We start from the raw sequence: 21,994 nt of genomic DNA on the forward strand, positions 1-21,994 counted from the left end.
AAGTTAATCTGAAGATAAGGAGAAATGAGGTGTTAAGAAAAGCATTATTATTGATTTTTTTGTTGATTGCACCACTAGCAATGGCGAAACCGTTTAAAGTGATTACTTCATTTACTATTATTCGGGATATTGCACAAAATGTTGCCGGTGACAGTGCTATTGTGGAGTCGATTACTAAGCCGGGTGCAGATATTCATAATTATCAGCCGACACCAAAAGATATTGTTAAAGCACAGGATGCGCAGTTGATTTTATGGAACGGTTTGCATTTGGAACAGTGGTTTGAGCGTTTTTTCAATAATTTGCCTAATGTGCCTAGTGTAATTGTTAGTGAAGGGGTTGAACCTTTGTCCATTTACGAAGGGCCTTATCAAGGTTTTGCCAATCCGCACGCTTGGATGTCGCCGAAAAATGCAATGATTTATGTGGAGAATATTCGTCAAGCATTGGTGAAATATGATCCGCAACATCAAGATAATTACAACCATAATGCAGCGGTTTATCGACAAAAACTGATTGAATTAGATAAGCAATTTCAACGGCAGTTGGCTTTTATTCCTACAGAAAAACGTTGGTTAGTCACCAGTGAAGGCGCATTTAGTTATTTAGCTAAAGATTATGGCTTTTCTGAATTATATTTGTGGCCGATTAATGCTGAACAACAAGGCTCTCCGCAGCAAATTCGTCACGTTATCGAACAGATGCGTAAACATCGATTGCCGGTGATTTTTAGTGAAAGCACCATTTCCGATAAGCCAGCAAAACAGATTGCGAAAGAAACTGGTGCGAATTATGGTGGGGTACTTTATGTTGACTCACTTTCGCAGCCGGATGGTGCGGTGCCGACGTTTCTTGATTTATTGACAGTCACAGTTAACACAATAACAAAAGGATTTAAACAGAATGACTGATTTAGCTTCTTTGGTAGTTGATAATATTAGTGTACGTTATAACAACGGACATATGGCAATTCAACAAATGTCATTTCATCTTGAGGGTGGCACTATTTGTGCCTTAATTGGTGTAAATGGTAGTGGAAAATCAACACTGTTTAAAAGCATTATGGGATTAATTACACCACAACAAGGGCAGATTAGATTATGTGATAAAAGTGTTAAACAAGCACTGAAGCAACATCTTGTCGCCTATGTGCCACAAAGTGAAGAGGTAGATTGGCAATTTCCGATTTCTGTTTACGATGTGGTGATGCAAGGGCGTTATGCACATATGAATTTTTTGCGGATGGCAAAAGCAACAGATAAAGTCGCAGTTGAACAGGCGATGGCAAGAATGGATATTACTCATTTGAAAAATCGCCAAATTGGAGAGCTTTCTGGTGGTCAGAAAAAACGGGTGTTCCTAGCGAGAGCATTAGCTCAGCAAAGCCGGATTATTTTGTTGGATGAGCCTTTTACTGGTGTAGATGTGCAAACAGAAGTGGCTATTATTAATTTATTACAGCAGTTACGCGAGGAAGGGCGTTTAATTTTGGTGTCAACACATAATTTAGGTAGCGTGCCGGATTATTGTGATCAGGTGGTAATGATTAATCGAACTGTTATTGCCAGTGGTGCGACGGCAACCACTTTTACGCAGGAAAATCTGGAAAAAGTGTTCAGTGGTGTGTTGCGATATATCAAGTTGCACAGCGAACATTTACACGAAGACGGTGATGAACGAGCGGTGACTGTGTTAACAGATGATGAAAAGGCAGCGGTGTTTTATGGTAAAACAAAAAATGAGCCGCCGGCAACATTATTCAATCGTAAAAAAGGAAAATAATATGTGGGATCTGCTGATACAGCCGTTTCAATATGATTATATGTTTAAAGCGATTTGGGTTAGTGCGGCGATTGGCAGCGTATGTGCCTTTTTATCTGCTTATTTAATGTTAAAAGGTTGGTCATTGATCGGAGATGCTTTGTCGCATTCGGTAGTGCCTGGCGTGGCGATTGCTTATGCGTTGTCATTACCGTATGCGATTGGTGCGTTTTTTTCCGGTATTTTGGCAGCAGTGGCGATTTTATGGATAAAGGCGATTACCCCATTGCGTGAAGATGCCATTATCGGCTTTATTTTTACCACCTTTTTGGCTTTGGGGTTATTTGTGATTTCATTAAATCCTACTTCGGTGGATGTAGAAAGTATTATTCTTGGTAATATTTTGGGTATTGCTGACAGTGATGTATGGCAAGTTGTGATAATTCTGACGGTCAGTTTTATTTTGTTATTGCTGTTTTGGAAAGATTTATTACTTGTCTTTTTTGATGAAATTCAAGCGAAGGCGAGTGGATTAAACCCAATAGCATTAAAAGTACTGTTTTTTACTTTGTTGAGTGCTTGCATAGTTGCAGCTTTGCAAACCGTTGGTGCGATCTTAGTAATCGCAATGGTGGTGACGCCGGGAGCGACAGCTTATCTCTTAACCTATAAATTTAAAATTTTGCTGAAAATTGCGGTTGCTTTCGGCTTTTTCACTAGTGGTTTGGGGGCTTATTTAAGTTTTTATCTGAACGGAGCAACCGGTGGCATTATTGTTACTCTACAAACATTACTGTTTTTGTTGGCTTTTGCTTTTTCGCCGAAATACGGCTTTTTTACGCAACGTTATTATCACGTTAGCCGGAAACATTAGGAGATCACAATGTTGGCTTGGTTAATTGAATCAATTTCATATCCCTTTATGCAGGTTTCATTGATAACTGCTTTAATGATTGCGACAATCTGTGCAGTATTGTCTTGTTATTTGGTATTAAAAGGTTGGGCATTGATGGGAGATGCTATTTCACATGCAGTTTTGCCAGGTATTGTGTTGGCTTTTATCTTTAATTTACCATTGACGTTAGGCGCTTTTCTAGCTGGAATTGGTTGTGCTAGTAGTATCGGTTTTTTGAAAAATCACGCACGTTTGAAAGAAGACACTATTATGGGCATTGTATTTTCTGGAATGTTTGCTTTCGGCTTGGTTTTGTTCGGTCAGGTACAGACTAATCAACATCTTACTCATATTTTATTTGGTGATATTTTGGGCATTGATCGTCGACAGATGTGGCAAATGCTAGTGATTGGAGCGGTGATTTTAGTGCTGATTTATAGTAAATGGCGTGATTTGTTGCTTTATTGTTTTGATCCTGTGCAGGCAAAAGTGATGGGATTAAATACTACTTTTTTGCATTATGGTTTGTTGTCGTTATTATCTTTGTCAATCGTGCTGGCGATGCAGATTGTCGGTGTGATTTTGGTGGTTGCAATGCTGATTTCACCGGGAATTACCGCTTACTTATTGAGTAAACGTTTTTCTACAATGTTATTGATTGCGATAGGAAGCGCATTATTATCCAATATTGGCGGAATTATCATCAGTTATCATCTTGATAGTGCAACTGGCGCAACGATTGTATTGACCCAAGCTATACTTTTTATCTTTGCTGTGATAATTAATAAATGGAAAGATCGCCAATTAAGTAAAATGAGCGTTAATTAGTGCAAAATACGAAACTCTTCTAAAGCTTCTTGCTCCGTTATCGGAAAACATTCCAAATGGGAAACATTAGCGGTTTTCGGACCTTTTTGTAGCCACTGTTGAAAGGCAGCAAGTTGTTGTTCCGTGCCTTGTGCCAACACGGCAACGCTGCCGTCATTTTGATTTTTAACCCAACCGAAAATACCTAAACGTTGCGCTTCGCGGTAAGTAAAATAACGAAAACCAACACATTGAACATGACCATAAACGATAAATTGTTGTGTTTTCATACGAAACCCTCCAAATTTTTATGTTCTTTTAAAAAGAAATGGCATAAGATAATAACCTCTTAAACCGGCTTTAACTTTTACTAGGAGTGTACATGAAATTATCACGTTTTGCATTGGCCTGTGTCGCCGCAACCGTTTCAATGAGCAGTTTGGCAGCAACTGTAACCGTAACACCAAACATTTCTCTTCTTGCCATTGATGGTGAAAAAGCAAAATCCTCTCTTACAAAATCTCAAAACAGTTTTAATATTAATGATAACAACAAGCACCAAGTTGTTGTTCGTGTATCTGAAGTAGTTGATAACGGTTCAGATAAAACGCTATTTGAATCTGATCCTATTATTGTAACTTTCCAAGCAGGCAATCAGGATTTAGTGATTAGCGCACCGCGTTTAGATAATATGCGTAACGCAAATATGTTTGCTAAAGATCCAAAAATTGTAGTAAAAACCAGTGCAGATCAAACTGTGGTAAGCAAACAAGATATTCTTAAACAAACCGGTATTTTTCCTGATACTCGTATTGCGGAAGACTTAGCAGAATACAATGCCTCCCAAGGTGTGGCAGCTGTACCTAATTTAGTTTCAGTCAGTATGCCGGCAGCGATTCCGACTGCGGCAGGCGCAAAAGCAACTAAAGCGAAAATTACCGTTCAAGGTGAAAATGTTGCAGAACAAATGTTGCAATATTGGTATCAACAGGCTGACAAAGAAACTCAAGCGCGTTTCTTAAAATGGGCACAAGGAAAATAATCCTATAGGGTTAGTTATTGATTTAAGGTAAAATAAGCGGGCAGTTTGTCCGCTTTATTTTTATCAAAAGGAGTCATTTATGCAACAAACAACCAGAAAATTGGCGCAGCAGAAAACAGTAGCTTTGGTTGCACACGACCATTGTAAACAGGATTTGATTTTGTGGTGTAAAACTCATCAGCAACAATTATCACAACATCATTTAGTGGCTACTGGAACGACAGGCCATCTTATTCAAAAAGAAACGGGGCTTAATATTCATAGTCTATTGAGTGGACCGATGGGTGGCGATCAACAGATAGGTTCATTAATTGCCGAAGGGAAAATAGACGTTTTAATTTTTTTCTGGGATCCGATGAATGCCGCACCACACGATCCAGATGTGAAAGCATTGATGCGTATTGCTACTGTTTGGAATATTCCAACCGCAATTACCAAAGCTTCCGCTAATTTTTTAATTTCATCACCATTGTTCACGCAAGAAACAGAAATTCAGATTCCTGATTATCAAGGTTATTTAACGGAGCGCTTGAAATAATATATGTGGAATTTTATTTTTAATCTTTTAAATTTTGTATTGGGCGGTTTTGCCACTTCATTAGGATGGCTAATCGCCTCTTTTGTTAGTGCAATGTTAATTGTTACATTACCTTATACGCGCAGTTGTTGGGAAATTTTTAAATTATCACTAGTCCCTTTTGGTCACGATATTGTGCATATTAATCAGATTGAACCGCAACATCCGATAATGAATGGACTAGGTTCGGTATTAAATATTATTTGGTTTATTCTGTTTGGTTGGTGGTTGGCAATAATGCATATTATTGTCGGTGTAACTCAATGTTTAACTATTATCGGCATACCGACCGGCATTATGCATTTTAAATTGGTTCGTATTTCACTCTTTCCGGTTGGACAACGGGTGGTGGATAAAGAGTATGCGAATTTTTTAAAACAAAATAAATTTTTTGATTAAAAAATAGAATTATGATTTATCAAATAATAAAAAAAATAAATACAAATTGGTTAAATAGCAAGGTTATTGCCATTATTCCTATTTTTTTAGCAGTGAATATTGTTTCAATAATTGTTTGGTATTTTGATATTGCTTCAGTCAGTATGCCTTTGATATTGGGGACAATTGCCGGTGGCTTGGTTGATTTAGATAATCGTTTAAGTGGCAGATTAAAAAATCTGTTTTATACATTAATCGCCTTTGCTATTTCTTCTTTAGTTATTCAAATTACCTTTGTCGATCATTATTTATTTATTTTAATAATGGCGATTTTAACTTTTTTATTCACAATGTTAGGTGCAATTGGACAACGTTATAATACGATTGCCTTCGGTAGTTTAGTGGTCGCACTTTATACTATTCTTGCTTATGATCCGAATCAAATTTGGTTTATTAATCCACTGCTTATTTTAGTTGGTACATCTTTATACAGCTTCTTAACAATGTTGGTTTATCTGGTTTTCCCTTTGCGACCCGTGCAAGAAAATTTAGCTAAAGCCTATTTATCACTTGCAGAATATTTACAGGCGAAAGCAGAGTTATTTAATCCAGATAATCGAGAGCTGGATTTGGATCGATATCAAACTCGATTGGTGATGACAAACAGTAAAGTGGTTCAGGCTTTTAATCTTTGTCGAAGTGCATTATTTTATCGCTCCTCCGGCGGTTATGTGTCTAATACAACATTAAGATTGATTAATAGTTATTTTATTGCGCAAGATATTCACGAAAGAATTAATTCAAACTATTTTGATTATCCAAAATTATTGGAAGATATGAAATATAGTGATTTGATTTTTAGAATTCGTTATTTAATTGAGTTACAAGCTAAAATATGCAAGGCGTTTGCGAAACATCTACAGAAAAATGAAAACTTTATTTATCATAAAAAACTCAGATATGCGTTTGAACAGTTGCAACAGTCTTATGTACATTTTCAACAACAATTTCCTCATTGTGAACATTTGAGTAATCTTAATATTTTATTGGAGAGTTTCCATAAAATAGAGCAGCAATTATCTCGTTTAGATGCAAGAGCAAAAGACATTGATACAACAACAGTTAATTGGCGTATTCATCAGGATCGTATTACTGGATTGGCCAATATTTTTCGGGTAATTAAAAATCAATGTACATTTGAATCTCAACTATTCAGACACGCAGTGCGTTTAACAATTGTGGTAACGGTATGTTGCCTAATTGCTAATAATGTGCCGATTGAGCGCGGATATTGGATTTTATTAACAGCTGTTTTTGTGTGCCAGCCGAATTATACGACTACTCAAGCACGACTTAGACAGCGTATTATTGGCACGATTTTAGGTGTATTAGTCGGCTCATTATTACCTTATTTTTCCACTAGTTTGGAAAGTAAATTGGGAATTGTGGTGATTGCTAGTACTTTATTCTTCTTTTTCCGCACCAATAATTACAGTTTTTCCACTTTCTTTATTACTATTCAGGTATTAATGAGCTTTGATATTATTGGAGTTGATATTGCTTCGGCTACTTTACCGAGAGCAATTGATACTTTAATAGGTTGTTTTATTGCCGGATTAGCTGTTTCTTATTTATGGCCGGATTGGAAATATCTACGTTTAAGTTATACGTTAATTAACGCTTTGAAGAGCAATGCGAGATATTTATTAACGATTATTGTGCAGTTGCAATTTGGTAATCATAATGATCTGAAATATCGTATTATTCGCCGTCAGGCACATGATAATGCAACGGCATTAAATACTGCTGTGTCTAATCTTAATTATCAAGGTTACAAGGATAAATCACGTTTAAACAATGCTTTTGATTTACTAAAATCAAACTATGCTTTACTAAGTTATATTGCTGCATTGGGAACATTTCGTAGTCAAATGGGAGTTTCACATTTAAATACACAGATGCTAATTCATTTATATCCTATTTCTCGTCATATTGTGGAAATATTGGATAATTTTGCACAACTTAGTAAGCCGGAATTTGAGCAATCAATGCTGGATGTCACAAAATTATTATCTGATTTACAACAACAAGGTAGCGTGAACAGTGAGTTATCAGCACTTCTTCCATTAGTAAAACAGTTAGAAGCGATTGTGAAAACGTTACCTACTTTATTTACAGATTATCGGAAAGAGGTGGAATGCCAATAACTTAATAGAATAAAGGAATGTTAATATGGCCAAATTGATTGATAAAAGGTGTGCCTTAAGCACACCTGATATGTTAATTAATAGAATGCTTTTTTTGCTTTTTGTAGTTTTTCATATGCCTGCAATAATTTTTGATGTTCATTAAAATTAGATAATGTTTCATCGCTAGCTGGTAATAAAAAGAACGGATTGCCACCATTAATAGCATTCCAAGCAAAATCAACGGCTTTTTCACCATACATCCGATTAAATACTTCTCGATATTGTGCTGGATCACGATTTTCATCTAAAAATAACTCAAGACTATTAATTAAAGCACGATAATAGTTAGCCTGTTCAGCATTAAAAATAGAGCTATTCATTTGGTATGTCCAAGTTGCCCATTCCAATGCGTTTTCTAAATCACCTAAGGCAAGATAAAGCATTGATTTTAATTCGCCAATACGTAATGTTTGCCAGCTGCTATTTTTCGGAGCGATGATACCAATAAATTCTCGTACACGCACTGCATCGTCAATCGCTTGTTCATCCAATTCTGCTAATAGTTCCTGATAAGTTTCTGGATCGTGATTGAAATTAGGTAGATCCAATATAATTTCACGCCAATCCATTCCCATATTGTTGTTGGCGTAAATTAAGTCGTCAGCCGGATAAATATCAGACATTCCCGGAACGATAATACGACAAGCGTAAACACCGAGATGTTGATAATCCATAATGTAGACCTCTTTATTTTCACGGTGGAACAGAGACATCAGATTTTCATATTCTTCAGCAGTTGTGCCGGAAAAATCCCAATGAACAAATTCATAATCGCTTTGTTGTTTGAATAAATCCCACGAAATCAAACCACTGGAATCAATAAAATGGGTTTCTAAGTTAGCGTGATCGGCAACATCATCATTATTGAATGATGGTGGTGAGAAAACATCGAGATCTTTTAAACTTCTACCTTGTAATAATTCAGTAACAGTACGCTCCAATGCGACTTCAAAGTTAGGATGTGCGCCGAAAGAGGCAAAGCAAGTGCTGTTATGAGGGTTAAGCAACACCACGCAAATAACCGGATATTGTCCACCTAATGAGGCATCAAATGCGTAAATAGGAAAACCTTCTTCCTCTAATTTAGCAATCGATGCCTGCACAGATGGATATTGAGCCAATACTTGTTTTGGAATTTGTGGCAAGCTGATTGCTTCGGAAATGATTTTGTTTTTTACAAAACGTTCAAAAACTTCTGATAACCCCTGCACGCGAGCTTCATTCTGTGTGTTACCCGCAGACATTCCGTTAGACACATAGAGATTATTGATGATTGCTTGTGGAATATAGATTGTTTTTTGATCGGATTGACGCACATAAGGCAATGCAACAATACCTCGTTCATCATTACCGGATTGAATATCGACCAATAGATCCGGTGTTAGTTCCTGATTTGGATCAAAATAATCCAGCAACTGATTATCAAGAATACCATTCGGTAGTAATTCCGGATCTTCAATTGGGAACCATTTTTCGTTCGGATAATGAACAAATTCGCCATCAGCAATTTTTTTGCCTAAATAGTAATCAGAGAAAAAGTAGTTAGTAGAAAGACGTTCAAAATATTCACCAAGAGCGGAGGCAAGTGCTGCTTTCTTACTAGCTCCTTTGCCGTTGGAAAAGCATTGTGGACATTCTTTATCTCGAATGTGTACCGACCAAACATTAGGCACCGGATTAAGCCAAGAGGCTTCTTCAATATTGAAACCAAGATTTTTTAATTTTTGTTGGAAGTTGGAAATAGAATCTTCCAAAGCGGCATCTTTGCCTAAAATAAAAGTTTGTTCTGTCATACATTATCCTTATTTTGTTATTGTTAGTAATTACAGCGTTTTAATGCATTGAAAAAGATTAAAATAGATTTGTTTTCGATTTGAATAAAAGAGATGAAAACAAAAAAGATGTAGCGATAGTACGGGAGATTTGATCCTCCCGCAAGCTATTTCAGTGATTACCAATATTTAAACAATCAGTTTTTCAGAATTTTGTTTAAGGCATCTGCTAAGGTTGGCAGCGTGAATTGAAAACCGGCTTTTAGCAGTTTTTCTGGATAAACTTTCTGACTATTTAGCAATAATGAAGCTCGCTCGCCCCAAATTAAGCGTAATAACCACGCAGGAACGTGGCAGATAGCAATACGCTTCATCAGTTTTGCTAAAGTTTTATTGAATTCCTGATTGCTGACCGGATTTGGTGAAACTAAATTAAAAGCACCGCTGCACTGAGGGTTTTTTAATAGAAAAATAATCGCATTAACCATATCCGGAAGACTGATCCAAGACCAAATCTGTTGACCATTACCTAATTTACCGCCAAACCAGTGATTATATAATGGTAGAATTTTTGCTAACAGACCGCCGTAACTGCCTAATACTAAGCCGGTACGTAATAAACAGACTCGTGTATTCGCTTGTAAAGCGGCATTTTCCCATTGTTTGCAGAGTTGACCTTGAAAATCATTAGCGGCTGGCATTTTTTCAGTGAGTGTAGTTTGATTATTATGCCCATAATAACCAGTAGCAGAGCCAGAAATAAAGGTATGTGGTGGTTGATTGCTTCGGTTAATCAGTTCAACCAATTGTTGTGTAATATGTACACGGCTATTGATCAAACATTTCTTTTGTTCATTATCCCAAGGTTTATCAAAAATAGGCTCGCCGGCAAGGTTAATTACAGCGTCAAATGTATCTAAATTCTTGAAAGATGATAAAGAAGAAAGAATAGTTGTTTTGGTGGAAAATTGAGTACGATATATTTCTGGCGAACGAGAAATAAGCGTAATTTGATTCCCTTCATTTTCGAGTTGTTTCAATACTGCTCGACCAATAAAACCTGTACCGCCTGTAATTAGTATATTCATACTCTTCCCCCTTTGTGAAATTATAGAGAATCGTTGAATAATGCTTGAATATTCTCTATAAGTTGATCAATTTGAATATCTTTTGTCGGCGACACGAAAATGGTGTCATCGCCGGCAATAGTTCCTAAAATACCTTCAGCTTTACTGACGGAATCTAATAAGCGTGCAATTAATTGCGCCGCTCCTGGACTGGTTTTAATCACAATAAGGTGGTTATTGTGATCGATATCTAGTACTAAATTTTTTAATGGGCTGGAGGTTGTCGGCACGCTTAACTCATTCGGTAGACAATAAACCATTTCCATTTTTGTGTTTCTAGTCCGCACTGCACCAAATTTTGCTAACATCCTTGAAACCTTGGATTGATTAATATTTTTAAAGCCCATATCGGTTAAAGCGTTGACAATTTCACTTTGTGAACTGAATTTTTCTTCTGCTAATAAAGATTTAAATGCTGAAAATAATTTTTCTTGTTTATTTTCCATAGTAACCAAGATAAGAATTGCATAAATTTTGCATAAAAATGCAGAAATGAAGATTAAATTGGAATTATACTGCATAAAAATAGTTGAGTGGTATTTTTTCTGAAAATAAATCAAACTTTTGTTAGAAAATGTGGCATAGCTCTCAATATTGAATTTATTTGTTTGAAAATTTGTTACAGTAGGAATAGAATTTCTTCATTAATTATTTATCTAACCATTAAGGAGTATACAAATGAAAGTTGCTGTTTTAGGTGCGGCAGGCGGAATTGGTCAAGCATTATCTTTATTATTGAAACTACAATTGCCGGCAGGTTCTGATTTGGCGTTATATGATATCGCTCCGGTTACTCCGGGCGTGGCAGTTGATGTAAGCCACATTCCGACAGCGGTTACCGTTAAAGGTTTTGCCGGTGAAGATCCTACTCCTGCACTTGAAGGTGCGGATGTTGTATTAATTTCAGCAGGTGTAGCACGTAAACCTGGTATGGATCGTTCTGATTTGTTCAATATCAATGCTGGTATTGTGAAAAACTTAATTGAAAAAGTAGCTGCAACTTGTCCAAAAGCTTGTGTCGGTATTATTACTAATCCGGTAAATACTACTGTGGCAATTGCTGCAGAAGTGTTGAAAAAAGCGGGTGTTTACGACAAACGTAAACTTTTCGGTGTGACCACTTTGGATACCCTTCGTTCAGAAACTTTTGTGGCTGAATTGAAAAATGTTGATGTTAGCAAAGTACAAGTTCCGGTTATTGGAGGTCACTCAGGTGTAACTATTCTCCCATTATTATCACAAGTTCATTATGTTGAATGGAAAGAGGAAGAGATCGAACCGTTAACAAAACGTATCCAAAATGCTGGTACAGAAGTTGTTAATGCAAAAGCGGGTGGTGGTTCTGCAACCTTGTCTATGGCTCAAGCAGCAGCACGTTTCGCATTATCACTTATTCGTGCATTAAATGGTGAAAAAGTTGTTGAATGCACTTATGTTGAAGGTAATGGTGAATACGCACGCTTCTTTGCACAACCTGTTCGTTTAGGTAAAGAAGGGGTTGAGGCATTATTACCGATTGGTCCATTGAGTGAATTTGAAAAAGCAGCAGTTGAAGCAATGTTGCCGACTTTAAAAGCAGACATTGAATTAGGTGAAAATTTTGTTAAATAAAATTCTCCTTAACGCTTGATAATAAAAAGTGCGGCTGATAAAAGTCGCACTTTTTGTTTTTGCTTATAAAAAGCCCACTCTCAGTTAGAAATACTTGCAAAGCCGTTATTATGGTGTAGATTAATATCTAATTTTTAGGACACAACAAATTAAGGAAGAATTATGAAAGATATTGACTGGAAAAATTTGGGCTTTGGTTATATCAAAACCGATTATCGCTACATCGCACATTGGAAAGATGGCAAATGGTCAAAAGGCGAATTGACCAAAGATAACCAACTTGTTATGCACGAAGGTTCTCCTGCATTGCATTATGGTCAGCAATGTTTTGAAGGATTAAAAGCTTATCGTTGCAAAGACGGTTCAATTAATCTATTCCGTCCGGATGAAAATGCAAAACGTATGCAGCGCAGTTGTGATCGTCTTTTAATGCCACACGTGCCAGTAGAAATGTTTATTGATGCTTGTAAGCAGGTCGTTAAAGCTAATGAAGAATGGGTAGCACCTTATGGTACCGGAGCGACACTTTATTTGCGCCCATTATTGATTGGCGTTGGCGAAAATATCGGCGTGCATCCGGCGAAAGAGTATATTTTTACCGTATTCTGTTGTCCGGTAGGTGCTTATTTTAAAGGTGGATTAAAACCAACAAACTTTATTGTTTCTGATTATGATCGTGCAGCTCCGCAAGGTACTGGTGCTGCGAAAGTGGGAGGCAACTATGCAGCGAGTTTGCTTCCGGGAGCTGATGCACACAAACGTAATTTTAGTGATTGTATTTATCTTGATCCGGCCACACACACTAAAATTGAAGAAGTCGGCTCAGCTAATTTCTTTGGTATTACGAAAAACAACGAATTTATTACACCATATTCACCATCCATTTTGCCTAGTATTACAAAATATTCATTGCTTTATCTTGCAGAAAAACGCTTAGGCTTAAAAGCAATTGAAGGCGATGTTTATATTAATCAGTTGGATCAGTTTACTGAAGCAGGTGCGTGTGGTACTGCTGCCGTGATTAGCCCGATTGGCGGTATTCAGTATGGTGATGATTTCCACGTGTTCTATTCTGAAACTGAAGTTGGTCCGGTTACCCAAAAACTTTATAAAGAATTGACCGGCATTCAATTCGGCGATATTGAAGCACCGGAAGGTTGGATTTTCAAAGTCGAATAAATTTTATAGGGTGGGTCGTTCCGCGACCTACCCCAATTTCCCCCATTATATTTTTGAGTTAAAAAGTTTACTTTCCTATTTATCCATATGTCTAAAGATACAATTTTTTCCGCACCTATTGAAAAATTGGGTGATTTTACTTTTGATGAGCGTGTCGCTGAAGTTTTTCCTGATATGATTCAACGCTCAATTCCGGGATATTCTAATATTATTACGGCTATTGGAATGTTGGCGGCTCGTTTTGTGCAACCGCAAACACAGGTTTATGATCTGGGGTGTTCTCGTGGTGCAGCAACATTATCTGTACGCCGTAACGTTCATTGTGATGGCGTTAAAATTATTGGTATTGATAATTCTGAAGCTATGGTACAACGCTGTCGACAACATTTAGCCGCTTATCATAGCGAGGTGCCGGTTGAAATTTTTTGTGACGATATTCGTACAGTAGACATTCAGAATGCTTCAATGGTTGTGTTGAACTTCACATTGCAATTTATTCCACCGGAAGATAGAGAAGCATTACTAACTAAGATTTATCAAGGTTTAAATTCGGGGGGAATTTTAGTGTTATCGGAAAAATATCGTTTTGAAGATGATATAGTCAATGACCTTTTGATTGATTTGCACCACGAATTTAAGCGAGCTAATGGCTATAGTGAATTGGAAGTAAGTCAGAAACGTACTGCATTGGAAAATGTGATGAAGACTGATAGCATCGAACATCAAAAGAAACTTTTGCAACATATAGGTTTCAATCATATTGAAATGTGGTTTCAATGTTTTAACTTTGGTTCTATGCTTGCAATTAAAGCGTAAACAGGCTATTTTCCAATTCAAAGTAGGGTTGATTTTCGCTATAATCGCCCGAATCAAATTATTTTAGCTAAATTATATACAACAAGGATTTATTTTATGATGCGTTCACATTATTGCGGTGCATTAAATCGCAACCATATTGGTCAGGAAGTTACTCTTAGTGGTTGGGTTCATCGTCGTCGTGATTTAGGCGGTTTAATTTTTATCGATATGCGTGATCGTGAAGGAATTGTACAAGTTTTTATCGATCCAAAAAATCAACAAGCCTTTGAAAAAGCGGCAAATTTACGCAGTGAATATTGTATTCAAATTAAAGGACAAGTAATAGCCCGTCCAGAAAACCAAATTAATAGAAATATGGTGACTGGTGAAGTGGAAGTTTCTGCAACTGATGTTTTGATTTATAACGCTTCTGAGGTTTTACCTCTAGATTTCAATCAAAATAATACGGAAGAACAGCGTCTTAAATACCGTTATTTGGATTTACGTCGACCAGAAATGGCACAACGTTTAAAAACACGTGCCAAAATTACTAGTTATGTACGCCGTTTTATGGACAGCCACGGCTTCTTAGATATTGAAACGCCAATGTTGACGAAAGCAACACCAGAAGGTGCACGTGATTATCTTGTGCCAAGTCGTGTGCATAAAGGCAAATTCTATGCATTACCACAATCTCCGCAGCTGTTTAAACAGCTATTAATGATGTCCGGCTTTGATCGTTATTACCAAATTGTAAAATGTTTCCGTGACGAGGATTTGCGTGCTGATCGTCAGCCTGAATTTACACAGATTGATGTGGAAACCTCATTCCTTACTGCACCGGAAGTGCGTGCCATTATGGAAGAGATGATTCACGGTTTATGGCTGGAAATTTTAGGTGTTGATTTAGGTACATTCCCAATTATGACTTATGCGGAAGCAATGCGTCGTTTCGGCTCTGATAAACCGGATTTGCGTAATCCATTGGAAATGGTGGATGTTGCTGATTTATTAAAAGAAGTTGATTTTAAAGTATTTAGTGGACCAGCAAATGATCCTAAAGGTCGTATTGCGGCTATTCGTGTACCGAATGGTTCACATATTACTCGTAAACAAATCGATGAGTATACCCAGTTTGTCACTATTTATGGTGCGAAAGGTTTAGCGTGGATGAAAGTCAATGATGTTAATGCCGGTATTGATGGTATTCAAAGTCCGATTGCTAAATTCTTATCCGCAGAAGTTGTTACAGCGTTACTTGAACGTTTACAAGCACAAAGCGGCGATATTATTTTCTTCGGTGCTGATACTTACAAAGTAGTTACGGATGCAATGGGAGCATTACGTTTAAAATTAGGTCGTGATTGTGGCTTAACTCAATTAGATCAATGGGCTCCTTTATGGGTAATTGATTTTCCAATGTTTGAAGACGATGGTGAAGGTGGTTTGGCAGCAATGCACCATCCATTCACTTCACCAGCACACGTTACCCCTGAAGAATTGGAAAAATCACCGGTTGATGCAGTTGCCAATGCGTATGATATGGTGATTAATGGCTACGAAGTGGGCGGTGGTTCCGTTCGTATTTTTGATCCAAAAATGCAACAGACAGTTTTCCGTATTCTAGGTATTGATGAACAGGAACAATATGAAAAATTCGGCTTTTTGCTTGATGCATTGAAATATGGTACACCTCCGCACGCTGGTTTAGCATTCGGTCTTGACCGCTTGACAATGTTGTTGACAGGTACGGAAAATATTCGTGATGTTATTGCATTCCCTAAAACGACTGCAGCAGCCTGCTTGATGACCGAAGCGCCTAGTGTAGCAAATCCGGCGGCGTTGCAGGAATTATCAATCCAAGTAGTTAAGGCGAAAGACTAAACAAAGGAGATATAATGAATCTAATTAAATGGAGCTTGTTGGGAATTGCTGGCTTAGCGCTGTTTTCTTGTAAAGAAAGTAATGCTGCAGAAGCGGTAAGTTCATTGCCGGTTGATAAGGAAGTTGTTCCAGTAGTTATTGCACAGCCTGAGCCATTTTTACAGGCTGAGAAATGTATAAAGGAACGTTGTTATCAGATGGATCTTTATACATTAAAGACCAATATTGATTGGATTGATCCTTATTTTCAAAAGGCTGCACGTTCACTATTAAAATTTGATAGTTATACGCTTTCTAATAGAGAAATTGAAGAAAAACAGGCACAATGGGATAAATTGCCTATTGATAAATTGAAAAAGGAATTTATAGCCAATGTTGAACGATTGTTTGATGGTAATGAGGGAGTGCCTGTAGGTTATTCATTAGAATATAAACCACGATTTCTTGCACAAAATAACCAATTGGCAATGTTTGTGACCTATTACTATGCTTTTACCGGTGGGGCTCACGGCATTTATGGTACAAGTTTTTATAATTTTGATTTAAAAACAAAAAAATTATTAGATTTGGATGATATTTTGTTACCGGGTAAACAACGAGAATTTTCCGAATTGCTGAGAGATGCCTATCTTGAATATATTTCTGTAGCGGAATCTGAACCGGATCAGGCAAAAGCGGAGAAACGCCTTTTAGAAAGAGAAGATAGTGGGTGGATTGCAGAACCGACAAATAATTTTGCATTTGCTTATAACGGCTTATTATTGGATTATTTTCCTTATATGTTGGGCAGTTTTGCGGAAGGCGAGATCCAATTGTTAATTCCTTATTCAAGGTTAATCGATATTGTTAAGCCAGAATATTTATTTAATACCACTAAAACGACTATTTCTGAATAAATGATGAAATATAAACACCCTGAATCGGTTTTAGTTGTGGTATATTGTCGCACCACAAAACGTGTCTTGATGTTGCAACGTAAAGACGATCAGGATTTTTGGCAATCGGTATCAGGCAGTTTGGAACCGGGAGAAACTCCATTACAGGCTGCACAGCGAGAAGTATTCGAAGAGTTGCAATTGGATATTTCCAAACTTCCGTTTAAATTAAACGATTGTCATTATGAAGTTGATTTTGAAATCTTTGCCCAATTTCGGCAACGTTATGCCCCTAATGTAACGCATTGTCATGAATATTGGTTTACTTTGCCGTTGAATGAAGAGCAGAATGTTATATTAAGTGAACATCTGGCTTATCGTTGGGTTGAAGCAGACGAGGCAGTTAAGATGACGAAATCTTGGAATAACGCGCAAGCGATAGAGAAATTTGTAATATATCAACCTATTGAAAATTAAAGAGGATTTTTCATGGCTGGTCATAGTAAATGGGCTAATATTAAACACCGCAAAGCGGCACAAGATGCACAACGCGGTAAAATTTTTACTAAATTAATTCGTGAGTTGGTTACTGCAGCTAAATTAGGTGGTGCGGACGTAGGAGCAAATCCACGCTTGCGTACAGCAGTGGATAAGGCATTATCCAATAATATGACTCGTGATACTATTAATCGTGCAATTCAACGTGGTGCTGGTGGCGGCGATGATACCAATATGGAATCTATTGTTTACGAAGGTTATGGCCCAGGTGGTACAGCAATTATCGTTGAGTGCTTAACGGACAATCGTAAACGTACTGTTTCTGAGGTGCGTCACGCTTTTACTAAATCTGGCGGTAACTTGGGAACGGATGGTTCGGTAGCATATTTATTTACTCGTAAAGGGTTAATTTTAATTAATGAGGCGGATGAAGATGCGTTAATGGAAGCAGCAATTGAGGCTGGTGCGGATGATGTTCAGCCTCAAGATGACGGTAGTTTTGAAATTTATACAGCTTGGGAAGGATTGGGGGCTGTTCGTGATGCTTTGGAAAAGGCTGGTTTCAAAATTGATGAAGCTGAAGTAACAATGATCCCTTCAACTACTGCAGAATTGGATGTGGAAACTGCACCAAAATTAATGCGTTTAGTTGATATGTTAGAAGATTGTGATGATGTTCAGAACGTTTATCACAATGGTGATATGAGCGATGAAGTCGCTGCAACTTTAGAATAATTTAACTTTTAAAAATAGGGCGAGTTCGCCCTATTTTTTTATTTTTTCTGTTATGGCAATTATTCTTGGTATTGACCCCGGTTCTCGCTTAACCGGATATGGTGTGATTAAACAACAAGGTAAACAACTGACCTATTTAGGCAGCGGTGTGATTCGTACTGCTGTGGATGATCTGCCGACCCGATTGCAACGGATTTATAGTGGCGTAACGGAAATTATTACACAATTTCAACCTGATATGTTATCTATTGAACAGGTTTTTATGGCAAAGAATGCCGATTCAGCATTAAAGTTAGGGCAGGCTAGAGGTGTGGCGATTGTAGCTGCAACAAATCAAAATTTGCCTGTATTTGAATATGCTGCCAGATTAGTGAAACAAACTGTTGTTGGTATTGGTTCGGCGGATAAAAAGCAAGTGCAACATATGGTCACCAGAATTTTGCATTTGTCCGCATCTCCACAAGCAGATGCTGCTGATGCGTTAGCGATTGCAATTACGCACGCACATACTATGCAACATTCGTTGCAGGTAGCGATAACAACACAATCAACATTAAGCGCCAATACGGCGTTACTGAAGACACGTTATAGTCGAGGGCGTTTTAGATTGAAGTAGTGTTTAGTCTTTTTATTATCTTCATAATTTTTATTCAATATTTTACTTTGTGACTTGCCATAGAAAATGTTAGAAATCTACTGTATTTAAACGAAGATGCTTTATAGCATTTCATTTAGATAGTCATTGACATTGAGAACGATTAAATAAGCAGTGGCGGCAAGGTTGGCATAAAGAGTAAAAACAAAAAACCGTAAGTTATTTTTCAAACTTACGGTTTTTTAAGAAATGAGATGGCGGAGGAAAAGAGATTCGAACTCTTGGAGGACGTAAATCCTCGCCGGTTTTCAAGACCGGTGCCTTCAACCACTCGACCATTCCTCCGCAGGATAGCTTGTTTTCAGCGGTGTGAATAATACGGATTTCAAAATGGTAAGTCAAGTAATGAAAATCATATTTTGAATAGTTGCTTGATTATTAGTCATAAAATGCTAGTGATTGGTTTTTACTTATTCAAAAAAGAGAAGTTAAGTAGTAAATAACTGTATTTTTATACAGTATTGTGTAAAATGTTTTATATCTATTAACTTAATAAGAAAACATAATGACAGTGCAAAAAATTATTCATATTGATATGGATTGTTTTTATGCGGCAATAGAAATTCGAGATAATCCATCTTTAGCTAATCAACCGGTTGCTATTGGCGGTTTGCCACAACACCGTGGTGTTTTAGCAACGTGTAATTATATTGCAAGGCGTTATGGTTTGCATAGTGCTATGTCTAGTGCGCAAGCATTGAGACGTTGTCCTGATTTAGTTTTATTACCAGTTAATATGCCGTTATATAAAGAAGTATCACGACAATTACATCACATTTTTCAACGGTATACTGATATTATTGAACCACTTTCATTAGATGAAGCTTATTTGGACGTAACGGCATCTAATGCCTATTCTGGATCGGCAACTTGGATCGCACAGGCAATTAGGCACGATATTGAGAAGGAACTCCATTTAACTGCGTCAGCCGGTGTTGCACCATTAAAATTTTTAGCCAAAATAGCTTCTGAGAAAAATAAACCGAATGGAATGTTTGTTATTTCACCAAGTGAAGTGGATGAATTTGTAAAAAATTTAACGCTATCTAAAATTCCCGGTGTGGGGAAGGTGGTAACAGAAAAACTATCTGCAATGGGGCTAATAACTTGCGAGGATGTGCGGCATTTTCCAAGACATATATTGTATGATCAGTTAGGTAAAATAGGGGAACGGATTTGGCAATTTAGTCACGCTAATGATGGAAGGCGAGTACAGCCATATAGAGAGCGAAAATCAATTGGAGTTGAGGAAACATTAATAGTTGATTTGGCTGAATTATCACAAAGTTTGTCGACAGTTGAAAAATTATATCAACAGTTGATAGAACGTTTGCATCGTTACTCTGTTAATATTTCAGAACAATCTTTTAAATTAGGCGTAAAGCTAAAATTTTCTGATTTTCAAATTACAACAGTAGAAAAAAGTGGATTGATGTGTGAATTTTGGAATTTTCAGCAACTGTTAGAGATTGCCTGGCAGCGAAGTCACGGGCGAAAAGTGCGTTTAATCGGTCTTCATCTTCATTTGCCATCACCACATCAACAGCAGCAAATGAGTCTTTGGGATTAATTTTGAATAAAAAAATTTTTTAAACTCTTGAAAATTGATAAAGAAATGCTATATAAAAGCACAATTTGCACAGAAGCATTATGAAAAGGAGAAGATCGTATATGATGCGTATTGCTTTATTTTTAATCACAAATATGGCTGTTTTATTTGTGTTTAATATTATTCTAACGCTCACGGGTATTCGAGCCCAAGAAGCGACAGGGTTGTTAATTTTTGCTGCATTATTTGGTTTCAGTGGTTCATTAATTTCATTATTTTTATCAAAAACAATGGCAAAACGTGCTGTTGGCGCTGAAGTAATTGTAAATCCACAAAATGAAACAGAACGTTGGTTGGTGAATACGGTTAAGCAACAGACTGAAAAATTGGGGTTACCGATGCCGGAAGTGGCGATTTATCACTCTGCGGATGTAAATGCATTTGCTACTGGAGCAAGTAAAAATAATTCTTTGGTTGCAGTAAGTACTGGTCTATTGAACAGTATGACAAGAGATGAAGCGGAAGCTGTGTTGGCTCACGAAGTTAGCCATATCGGTAATGGTGATATGGTAACAATGACATTGTTGCAAGGTGTGTTGAATACGTTTGTCATTTTCCTTTCTCGTTTAATTGCCAGTGTGGCGGCACAAAGCCGTAGTAATGATGAAGAAAGTAGCTCAAATTCAGGTATCTACTTCCTAGTATCAATGGTATTAGAAATCGTATTTGGTTTCTTAGCCAGTATTATTGCAATGTGGTTTTCACGTTATCGTGAGTTTCACGCAGATGCCGGATCAGCTCGGCTTGTAGGGAAAGAAAAAATGATTGCAGCATTGCGTCGTTTACAATCAATTCACGAACCGGAAGAGCTTAACGGTCAGTTGGCGGCATTTGCTATCAATGGTAAAAGAAGTGGTTTAGCAAGTTTATTTATGAGCCATCCACCATTAGAAAAACGTATTGAAGCGTTACAAAATTTAAAATAATTCGTCAAGTTATTATGATTGGTTAATGCCTTAATTATTGTAATTAAGGCATTAATTATTTTTTAGGGAAGGCATAATGGAACATAAAATAGAAGATTTAATGGCAATTTTTAATCACTGTTTTTATGAAGAATATAATACAAAATTAGAAAAAGGTGGGGATGAACCTGTCTATTTGCCGGCAACGGAGGAGAGACCTTATCACGCAATCTATTTTGCACGCGGATTTTATAGCAGCGGTTTACACGAAATAGCGCATTGGTTGGTTGCAGGTAAAGCACGGAGAGAGTTGGAAGATTTTGGCTATTGGTATGAGCCTGATGGACGTAGCGAAGATCAGCAAAGAGAATTTGAAAAAGTAGAGGTAAAGCCGCAAGCTTTGGAATGGATTTTAGCTAATGCAGCTGGTTTTCGTTATTTTGCTAGTGCTGATAATTTGAATGGGAATCCAGGGGATACACGACCATTTAAGCAAGCGGTGTATAGACAAGTTTGTACTTATGTGGAGAAAGGGTTGCCAAAAAGAGCGGAAAAACTTCGCCTTGCATTAGCAGAATTTTATCAACGACCGTTAGCAATTAATCTTGCCGAATTTGATGTCGACAAGATTTAAGAT

The 21,994-nt window shown here is 37.2% G+C and carries 23 protein-coding genes and 1 tRNA gene; 19 read left to right on the forward strand and 5 right to left on the reverse strand.

What is annotated here, in order from left to right; translation table 11 throughout:
- The first annotated feature begins 80 nt into the window (after nt 1–80).
- The 4 genes from ACXPAV_RS03125 to ACXPAV_RS03140 are packed head-to-tail and all read left to right on the forward strand — an operon-like array spanning nt 81 to nt 3,484.
- Nucleotides 81–911: a metal ABC transporter substrate-binding protein gene (locus tag ACXPAV_RS03125; protein WP_197494802.1), complete on the forward strand. Its 831-nt coding sequence runs from the start codon at nt 81–83 to the stop codon at nt 909–911.
- Nucleotides 904–1,782, forward strand: coding sequence for a metal ABC transporter ATP-binding protein (locus tag ACXPAV_RS03130; protein WP_458004022.1), 879 nt, complete (start codon nt 904–906; stop codon nt 1,780–1,782). Before ACXPAV_RS03125 ends, ACXPAV_RS03130 begins: the two co-directional genes overlap by 8 nt.
- 1 nt (nt 1,783) lies before the next feature.
- The gene (locus ACXPAV_RS03135) at nt 1,784–2,635 is read left to right on the forward strand and encodes a metal ABC transporter permease (RefSeq protein ID WP_039086362.1); all 852 of its coding nucleotides are present in this window, start codon (nt 1,784–1,786) and stop codon (nt 2,633–2,635) included.
- Nucleotides 2,636–2,644: 9 nt separating this feature from the next.
- Nucleotides 2,645–3,484 carry a metal ABC transporter permease gene (locus ACXPAV_RS03140; protein WP_458004023.1) on the forward strand — a complete coding sequence of 280 codons (840 nt, stop codon included), beginning with the start codon at nt 2,645–2,647 and terminating at the stop codon, nt 3,482–3,484.
- Here ACXPAV_RS03140 and ACXPAV_RS03145 read toward each other — a convergent pair.
- Nucleotides 3,481–3,753: an acylphosphatase gene (locus ACXPAV_RS03145; RefSeq protein WP_039135299.1), complete on the reverse strand. Its 273-nt coding sequence runs from the start codon at nt 3,751–3,753 to the stop codon at nt 3,481–3,483. The genes ACXPAV_RS03140 and ACXPAV_RS03145 overlap by 4 nt on opposite strands.
- A gap of 92 nt (nt 3,754–3,845) precedes the next feature.
- Here ACXPAV_RS03145 and ACXPAV_RS03150 point away from each other — a divergent pair, with 92 nt between their 5' ends.
- The 4 genes from ACXPAV_RS03150 to yccS all read left to right on the forward strand — a co-directional run bounded on the left by ACXPAV_RS03150 (nt 3,846) and on the right by yccS (nt 7,667).
- Complete coding sequence (locus ACXPAV_RS03150) at nt 3,846–4,505, forward strand: curli polymerization inhibitor CsgI-related protein (RefSeq protein WP_039153491.1); 660 nt, start codon at nt 3,846–3,848, stop codon at nt 4,503–4,505.
- A 79-nt stretch (nt 4,506–4,584) separates the two neighbouring features.
- Nucleotides 4,585–5,043, forward strand: a complete 459-nt coding sequence (locus ACXPAV_RS03155; protein WP_013745106.1) for a methylglyoxal synthase — start codon at nt 4,585–4,587, stop codon at nt 5,041–5,043.
- 3 nt (nt 5,044–5,046) lie between these two features.
- Nucleotides 5,047–5,481 (forward strand): YccF family protein, encoded by a 435-nt coding sequence (locus tag ACXPAV_RS03160; protein WP_458004024.1) that lies wholly within the window; start codon nt 5,047–5,049, stop codon nt 5,479–5,481.
- An 11-nt stretch (nt 5,482–5,492) separates the two neighbouring features.
- Nucleotides 5,493–7,667 (forward strand): YccS family putative transporter, encoded by a 2,175-nt coding sequence (gene yccS, locus ACXPAV_RS03165; protein ID WP_458004025.1) that lies wholly within the window; start codon nt 5,493–5,495, stop codon nt 7,665–7,667.
- Between the two features lie 77 nt (nt 7,668–7,744).
- Here yccS and ycaO read toward each other — a convergent pair whose 3' ends face one another.
- The 3 genes from ycaO to argR form a co-directional block, all read right to left on the reverse strand.
- Complete coding sequence (ycaO, locus tag ACXPAV_RS03170) at nt 7,745–9,502, reverse strand: 30S ribosomal protein S12 methylthiotransferase accessory factor YcaO (protein ID WP_458004026.1); 1,758 nt, start codon at nt 9,500–9,502, stop codon at nt 7,745–7,747.
- A 176-nt stretch (nt 9,503–9,678) separates the two neighbouring features.
- Entirely contained in the window at nt 9,679–10,569 is an 891-nt protein-coding gene (locus tag ACXPAV_RS03175; protein WP_458004027.1) for a TIGR01777 family oxidoreductase, read from the reverse strand.
- Between the two features lie 20 nt (nt 10,570–10,589).
- Nucleotides 10,590–11,054 (reverse strand): transcriptional regulator ArgR, encoded by a 465-nt coding sequence (gene argR / locus ACXPAV_RS03180; RefSeq protein WP_197494800.1) that lies wholly within the window; start codon nt 11,052–11,054, stop codon nt 10,590–10,592.
- Between the two features lie 232 nt (nt 11,055–11,286).
- Here argR and mdh point away from each other — a divergent pair, with 232 nt between their 5' ends.
- The 8 genes from mdh to ruvC all read left to right on the forward strand — a co-directional run bounded on the left by mdh (nt 11,287) and on the right by ruvC (nt 18,804).
- Complete coding sequence (gene mdh / locus ACXPAV_RS03185; protein ID WP_039173818.1) at nt 11,287–12,219, forward strand: malate dehydrogenase; 933 nt, start codon at nt 11,287–11,289, stop codon at nt 12,217–12,219.
- A 162-nt stretch (nt 12,220–12,381) separates the two neighbouring features.
- The gene (locus ACXPAV_RS03190) at nt 12,382–13,398 is read left to right on the forward strand and encodes a branched-chain amino acid aminotransferase (protein WP_458004028.1); all 1,017 of its coding nucleotides are present in this window, start codon (nt 12,382–12,384) and stop codon (nt 13,396–13,398) included.
- An 87-nt stretch (nt 13,399–13,485) separates the two neighbouring features.
- Nucleotides 13,486–14,214, forward strand: coding sequence for a carboxy-S-adenosyl-L-methionine synthase CmoA (gene cmoA, locus ACXPAV_RS03195; protein ID WP_039173814.1), 729 nt, complete (start codon nt 13,486–13,488; stop codon nt 14,212–14,214).
- A 96-nt stretch (nt 14,215–14,310) separates the two neighbouring features.
- Complete coding sequence (gene aspS, locus ACXPAV_RS03200; RefSeq protein WP_458004029.1) at nt 14,311–16,080, forward strand: aspartate--tRNA ligase; 1,770 nt, start codon at nt 14,311–14,313, stop codon at nt 16,078–16,080.
- Between the two features lie 14 nt (nt 16,081–16,094).
- Nucleotides 16,095–16,976 carry a DUF3298 domain-containing protein gene (locus ACXPAV_RS03205; RefSeq protein ID WP_458004030.1) on the forward strand — a complete coding sequence of 294 codons (882 nt, stop codon included), beginning with the start codon at nt 16,095–16,097 and terminating at the stop codon, nt 16,974–16,976.
- A gap of 3 nt (nt 16,977–16,979) precedes the next feature.
- Nucleotides 16,980–17,432 carry a dihydroneopterin triphosphate diphosphatase gene (gene nudB / locus ACXPAV_RS03210; RefSeq protein ID WP_039173809.1) on the forward strand — a complete coding sequence of 151 codons (453 nt, stop codon included), beginning with the start codon at nt 16,980–16,982 and terminating at the stop codon, nt 17,430–17,432.
- A gap of 12 nt (nt 17,433–17,444) precedes the next feature.
- Nucleotides 17,445–18,188 (forward strand): YebC/PmpR family DNA-binding transcriptional regulator, encoded by a 744-nt coding sequence (locus tag ACXPAV_RS03215; protein WP_039173807.1) that lies wholly within the window; start codon nt 17,445–17,447, stop codon nt 18,186–18,188.
- A gap of 52 nt (nt 18,189–18,240) precedes the next feature.
- Nucleotides 18,241–18,804 (forward strand): crossover junction endodeoxyribonuclease RuvC, encoded by a 564-nt coding sequence (gene ruvC / locus ACXPAV_RS03220; RefSeq protein ID WP_065231149.1) that lies wholly within the window; start codon nt 18,241–18,243, stop codon nt 18,802–18,804.
- Nucleotides 18,805–19,038: 234 nt separating this feature from the next.
- Here the strand turns inward: ruvC and ACXPAV_RS03225 are convergent.
- A tRNA-Ser gene (locus ACXPAV_RS03225) sits at nt 19,039–19,128 on the reverse strand.
- 220 nt (nt 19,129–19,348) lie between these two features.
- On the opposite strand from ACXPAV_RS03225, the gene dinB reads away from it, so the two are divergent.
- The 3 genes from dinB (at nt 19,349) to ACXPAV_RS03240 (ending at nt 21,991) form a co-directional block, all read left to right on the forward strand.
- Nucleotides 19,349–20,413 (forward strand): DNA polymerase IV, encoded by a 1,065-nt coding sequence (dinB, locus tag ACXPAV_RS03230; protein WP_458004031.1) that lies wholly within the window; start codon nt 19,349–19,351, stop codon nt 20,411–20,413.
- A 101-nt stretch (nt 20,414–20,514) separates the two neighbouring features.
- The gene (gene htpX / locus ACXPAV_RS03235; protein ID WP_458004032.1) at nt 20,515–21,378 is read left to right on the forward strand and encodes a protease HtpX; all 864 of its coding nucleotides are present in this window, start codon (nt 20,515–20,517) and stop codon (nt 21,376–21,378) included.
- A gap of 76 nt (nt 21,379–21,454) precedes the next feature.
- Nucleotides 21,455–21,991: an elongation factor P hydroxylase gene (locus tag ACXPAV_RS03240; protein WP_458004033.1), complete on the forward strand. Its 537-nt coding sequence runs from the start codon at nt 21,455–21,457 to the stop codon at nt 21,989–21,991.
- The last annotated feature ends 3 nt before the right edge of the window (nt 21,992–21,994 follow it).

This window comes from Gallibacterium sp. ZY190522 (genome assembly GCF_054166015.1).

Coding starts and splice junctions, on each gene's coding strand:
- cmoA (WP_039173814.1), top strand. CDS start 13,486: ATGTCTAAAGATACAATTTTTTCCGCACCTATTGAAAAATTGGGTGAT.
- ruvC (WP_065231149.1), top strand. CDS start 18,241: ATGGCAATTATTCTTGGTATTGACCCCGGTTCTCGCTTAACCGGATAT.
- htpX (WP_458004032.1), top strand. CDS start 20,515: ATGATGCGTATTGCTTTATTTTTAATCACAAATATGGCTGTTTTATTT.
- nudB (WP_039173809.1), top strand. CDS start 16,980: ATGAAATATAAACACCCTGAATCGGTTTTAGTTGTGGTATATTGTCGC.
- ACXPAV_RS03175 (WP_458004027.1), bottom strand. CDS start 10,569: ATGAATATACTAATTACAGGCGGTACAGGTTTTATTGGTCGAGCAGTA.
- ACXPAV_RS03125 (WP_197494802.1), top strand. CDS start 81: ATGGCGAAACCGTTTAAAGTGATTACTTCATTTACTATTATTCGGGAT.
- yccS (WP_458004025.1), top strand. CDS start 5,493: ATGATTTATCAAATAATAAAAAAAATAAATACAAATTGGTTAAATAGC.
- argR (WP_197494800.1), bottom strand. CDS start 11,054: ATGGAAAATAAACAAGAAAAATTATTTTCAGCATTTAAATCTTTATTA.
- ACXPAV_RS03160 (WP_458004024.1), top strand. CDS start 5,047: ATGTGGAATTTTATTTTTAATCTTTTAAATTTTGTATTGGGCGGTTTT.
- ACXPAV_RS03155 (WP_013745106.1), top strand. CDS start 4,585: ATGCAACAAACAACCAGAAAATTGGCGCAGCAGAAAACAGTAGCTTTG.
- ACXPAV_RS03140 (WP_458004023.1), top strand. CDS start 2,645: ATGTTGGCTTGGTTAATTGAATCAATTTCATATCCCTTTATGCAGGTT.
- dinB (WP_458004031.1), top strand. CDS start 19,349: ATGACAGTGCAAAAAATTATTCATATTGATATGGATTGTTTTTATGCG.
- ACXPAV_RS03240 (WP_458004033.1), top strand. CDS start 21,455: ATGGAACATAAAATAGAAGATTTAATGGCAATTTTTAATCACTGTTTT.
- aspS (WP_458004029.1), top strand. CDS start 14,311: ATGATGCGTTCACATTATTGCGGTGCATTAAATCGCAACCATATTGGT.
- ACXPAV_RS03130 (WP_458004022.1), top strand. CDS start 904: ATGACTGATTTAGCTTCTTTGGTAGTTGATAATATTAGTGTACGTTAT.
- ACXPAV_RS03215 (WP_039173807.1), top strand. CDS start 17,445: ATGGCTGGTCATAGTAAATGGGCTAATATTAAACACCGCAAAGCGGCA.
- ACXPAV_RS03205 (WP_458004030.1), top strand. CDS start 16,095: ATGAATCTAATTAAATGGAGCTTGTTGGGAATTGCTGGCTTAGCGCTG.
- ACXPAV_RS03135 (WP_039086362.1), top strand. CDS start 1,784: ATGTGGGATCTGCTGATACAGCCGTTTCAATATGATTATATGTTTAAA.
- ycaO (WP_458004026.1), bottom strand. CDS start 9,502: ATGACAGAACAAACTTTTATTTTAGGCAAAGATGCCGCTTTGGAAGAT.
- ACXPAV_RS03145 (WP_039135299.1), bottom strand. CDS start 3,753: ATGAAAACACAACAATTTATCGTTTATGGTCATGTTCAATGTGTTGGT.
- mdh (WP_039173818.1), top strand. CDS start 11,287: ATGAAAGTTGCTGTTTTAGGTGCGGCAGGCGGAATTGGTCAAGCATTA.
- ACXPAV_RS03150 (WP_039153491.1), top strand. CDS start 3,846: ATGAAATTATCACGTTTTGCATTGGCCTGTGTCGCCGCAACCGTTTCA.
- ACXPAV_RS03190 (WP_458004028.1), top strand. CDS start 12,382: ATGAAAGATATTGACTGGAAAAATTTGGGCTTTGGTTATATCAAAACC.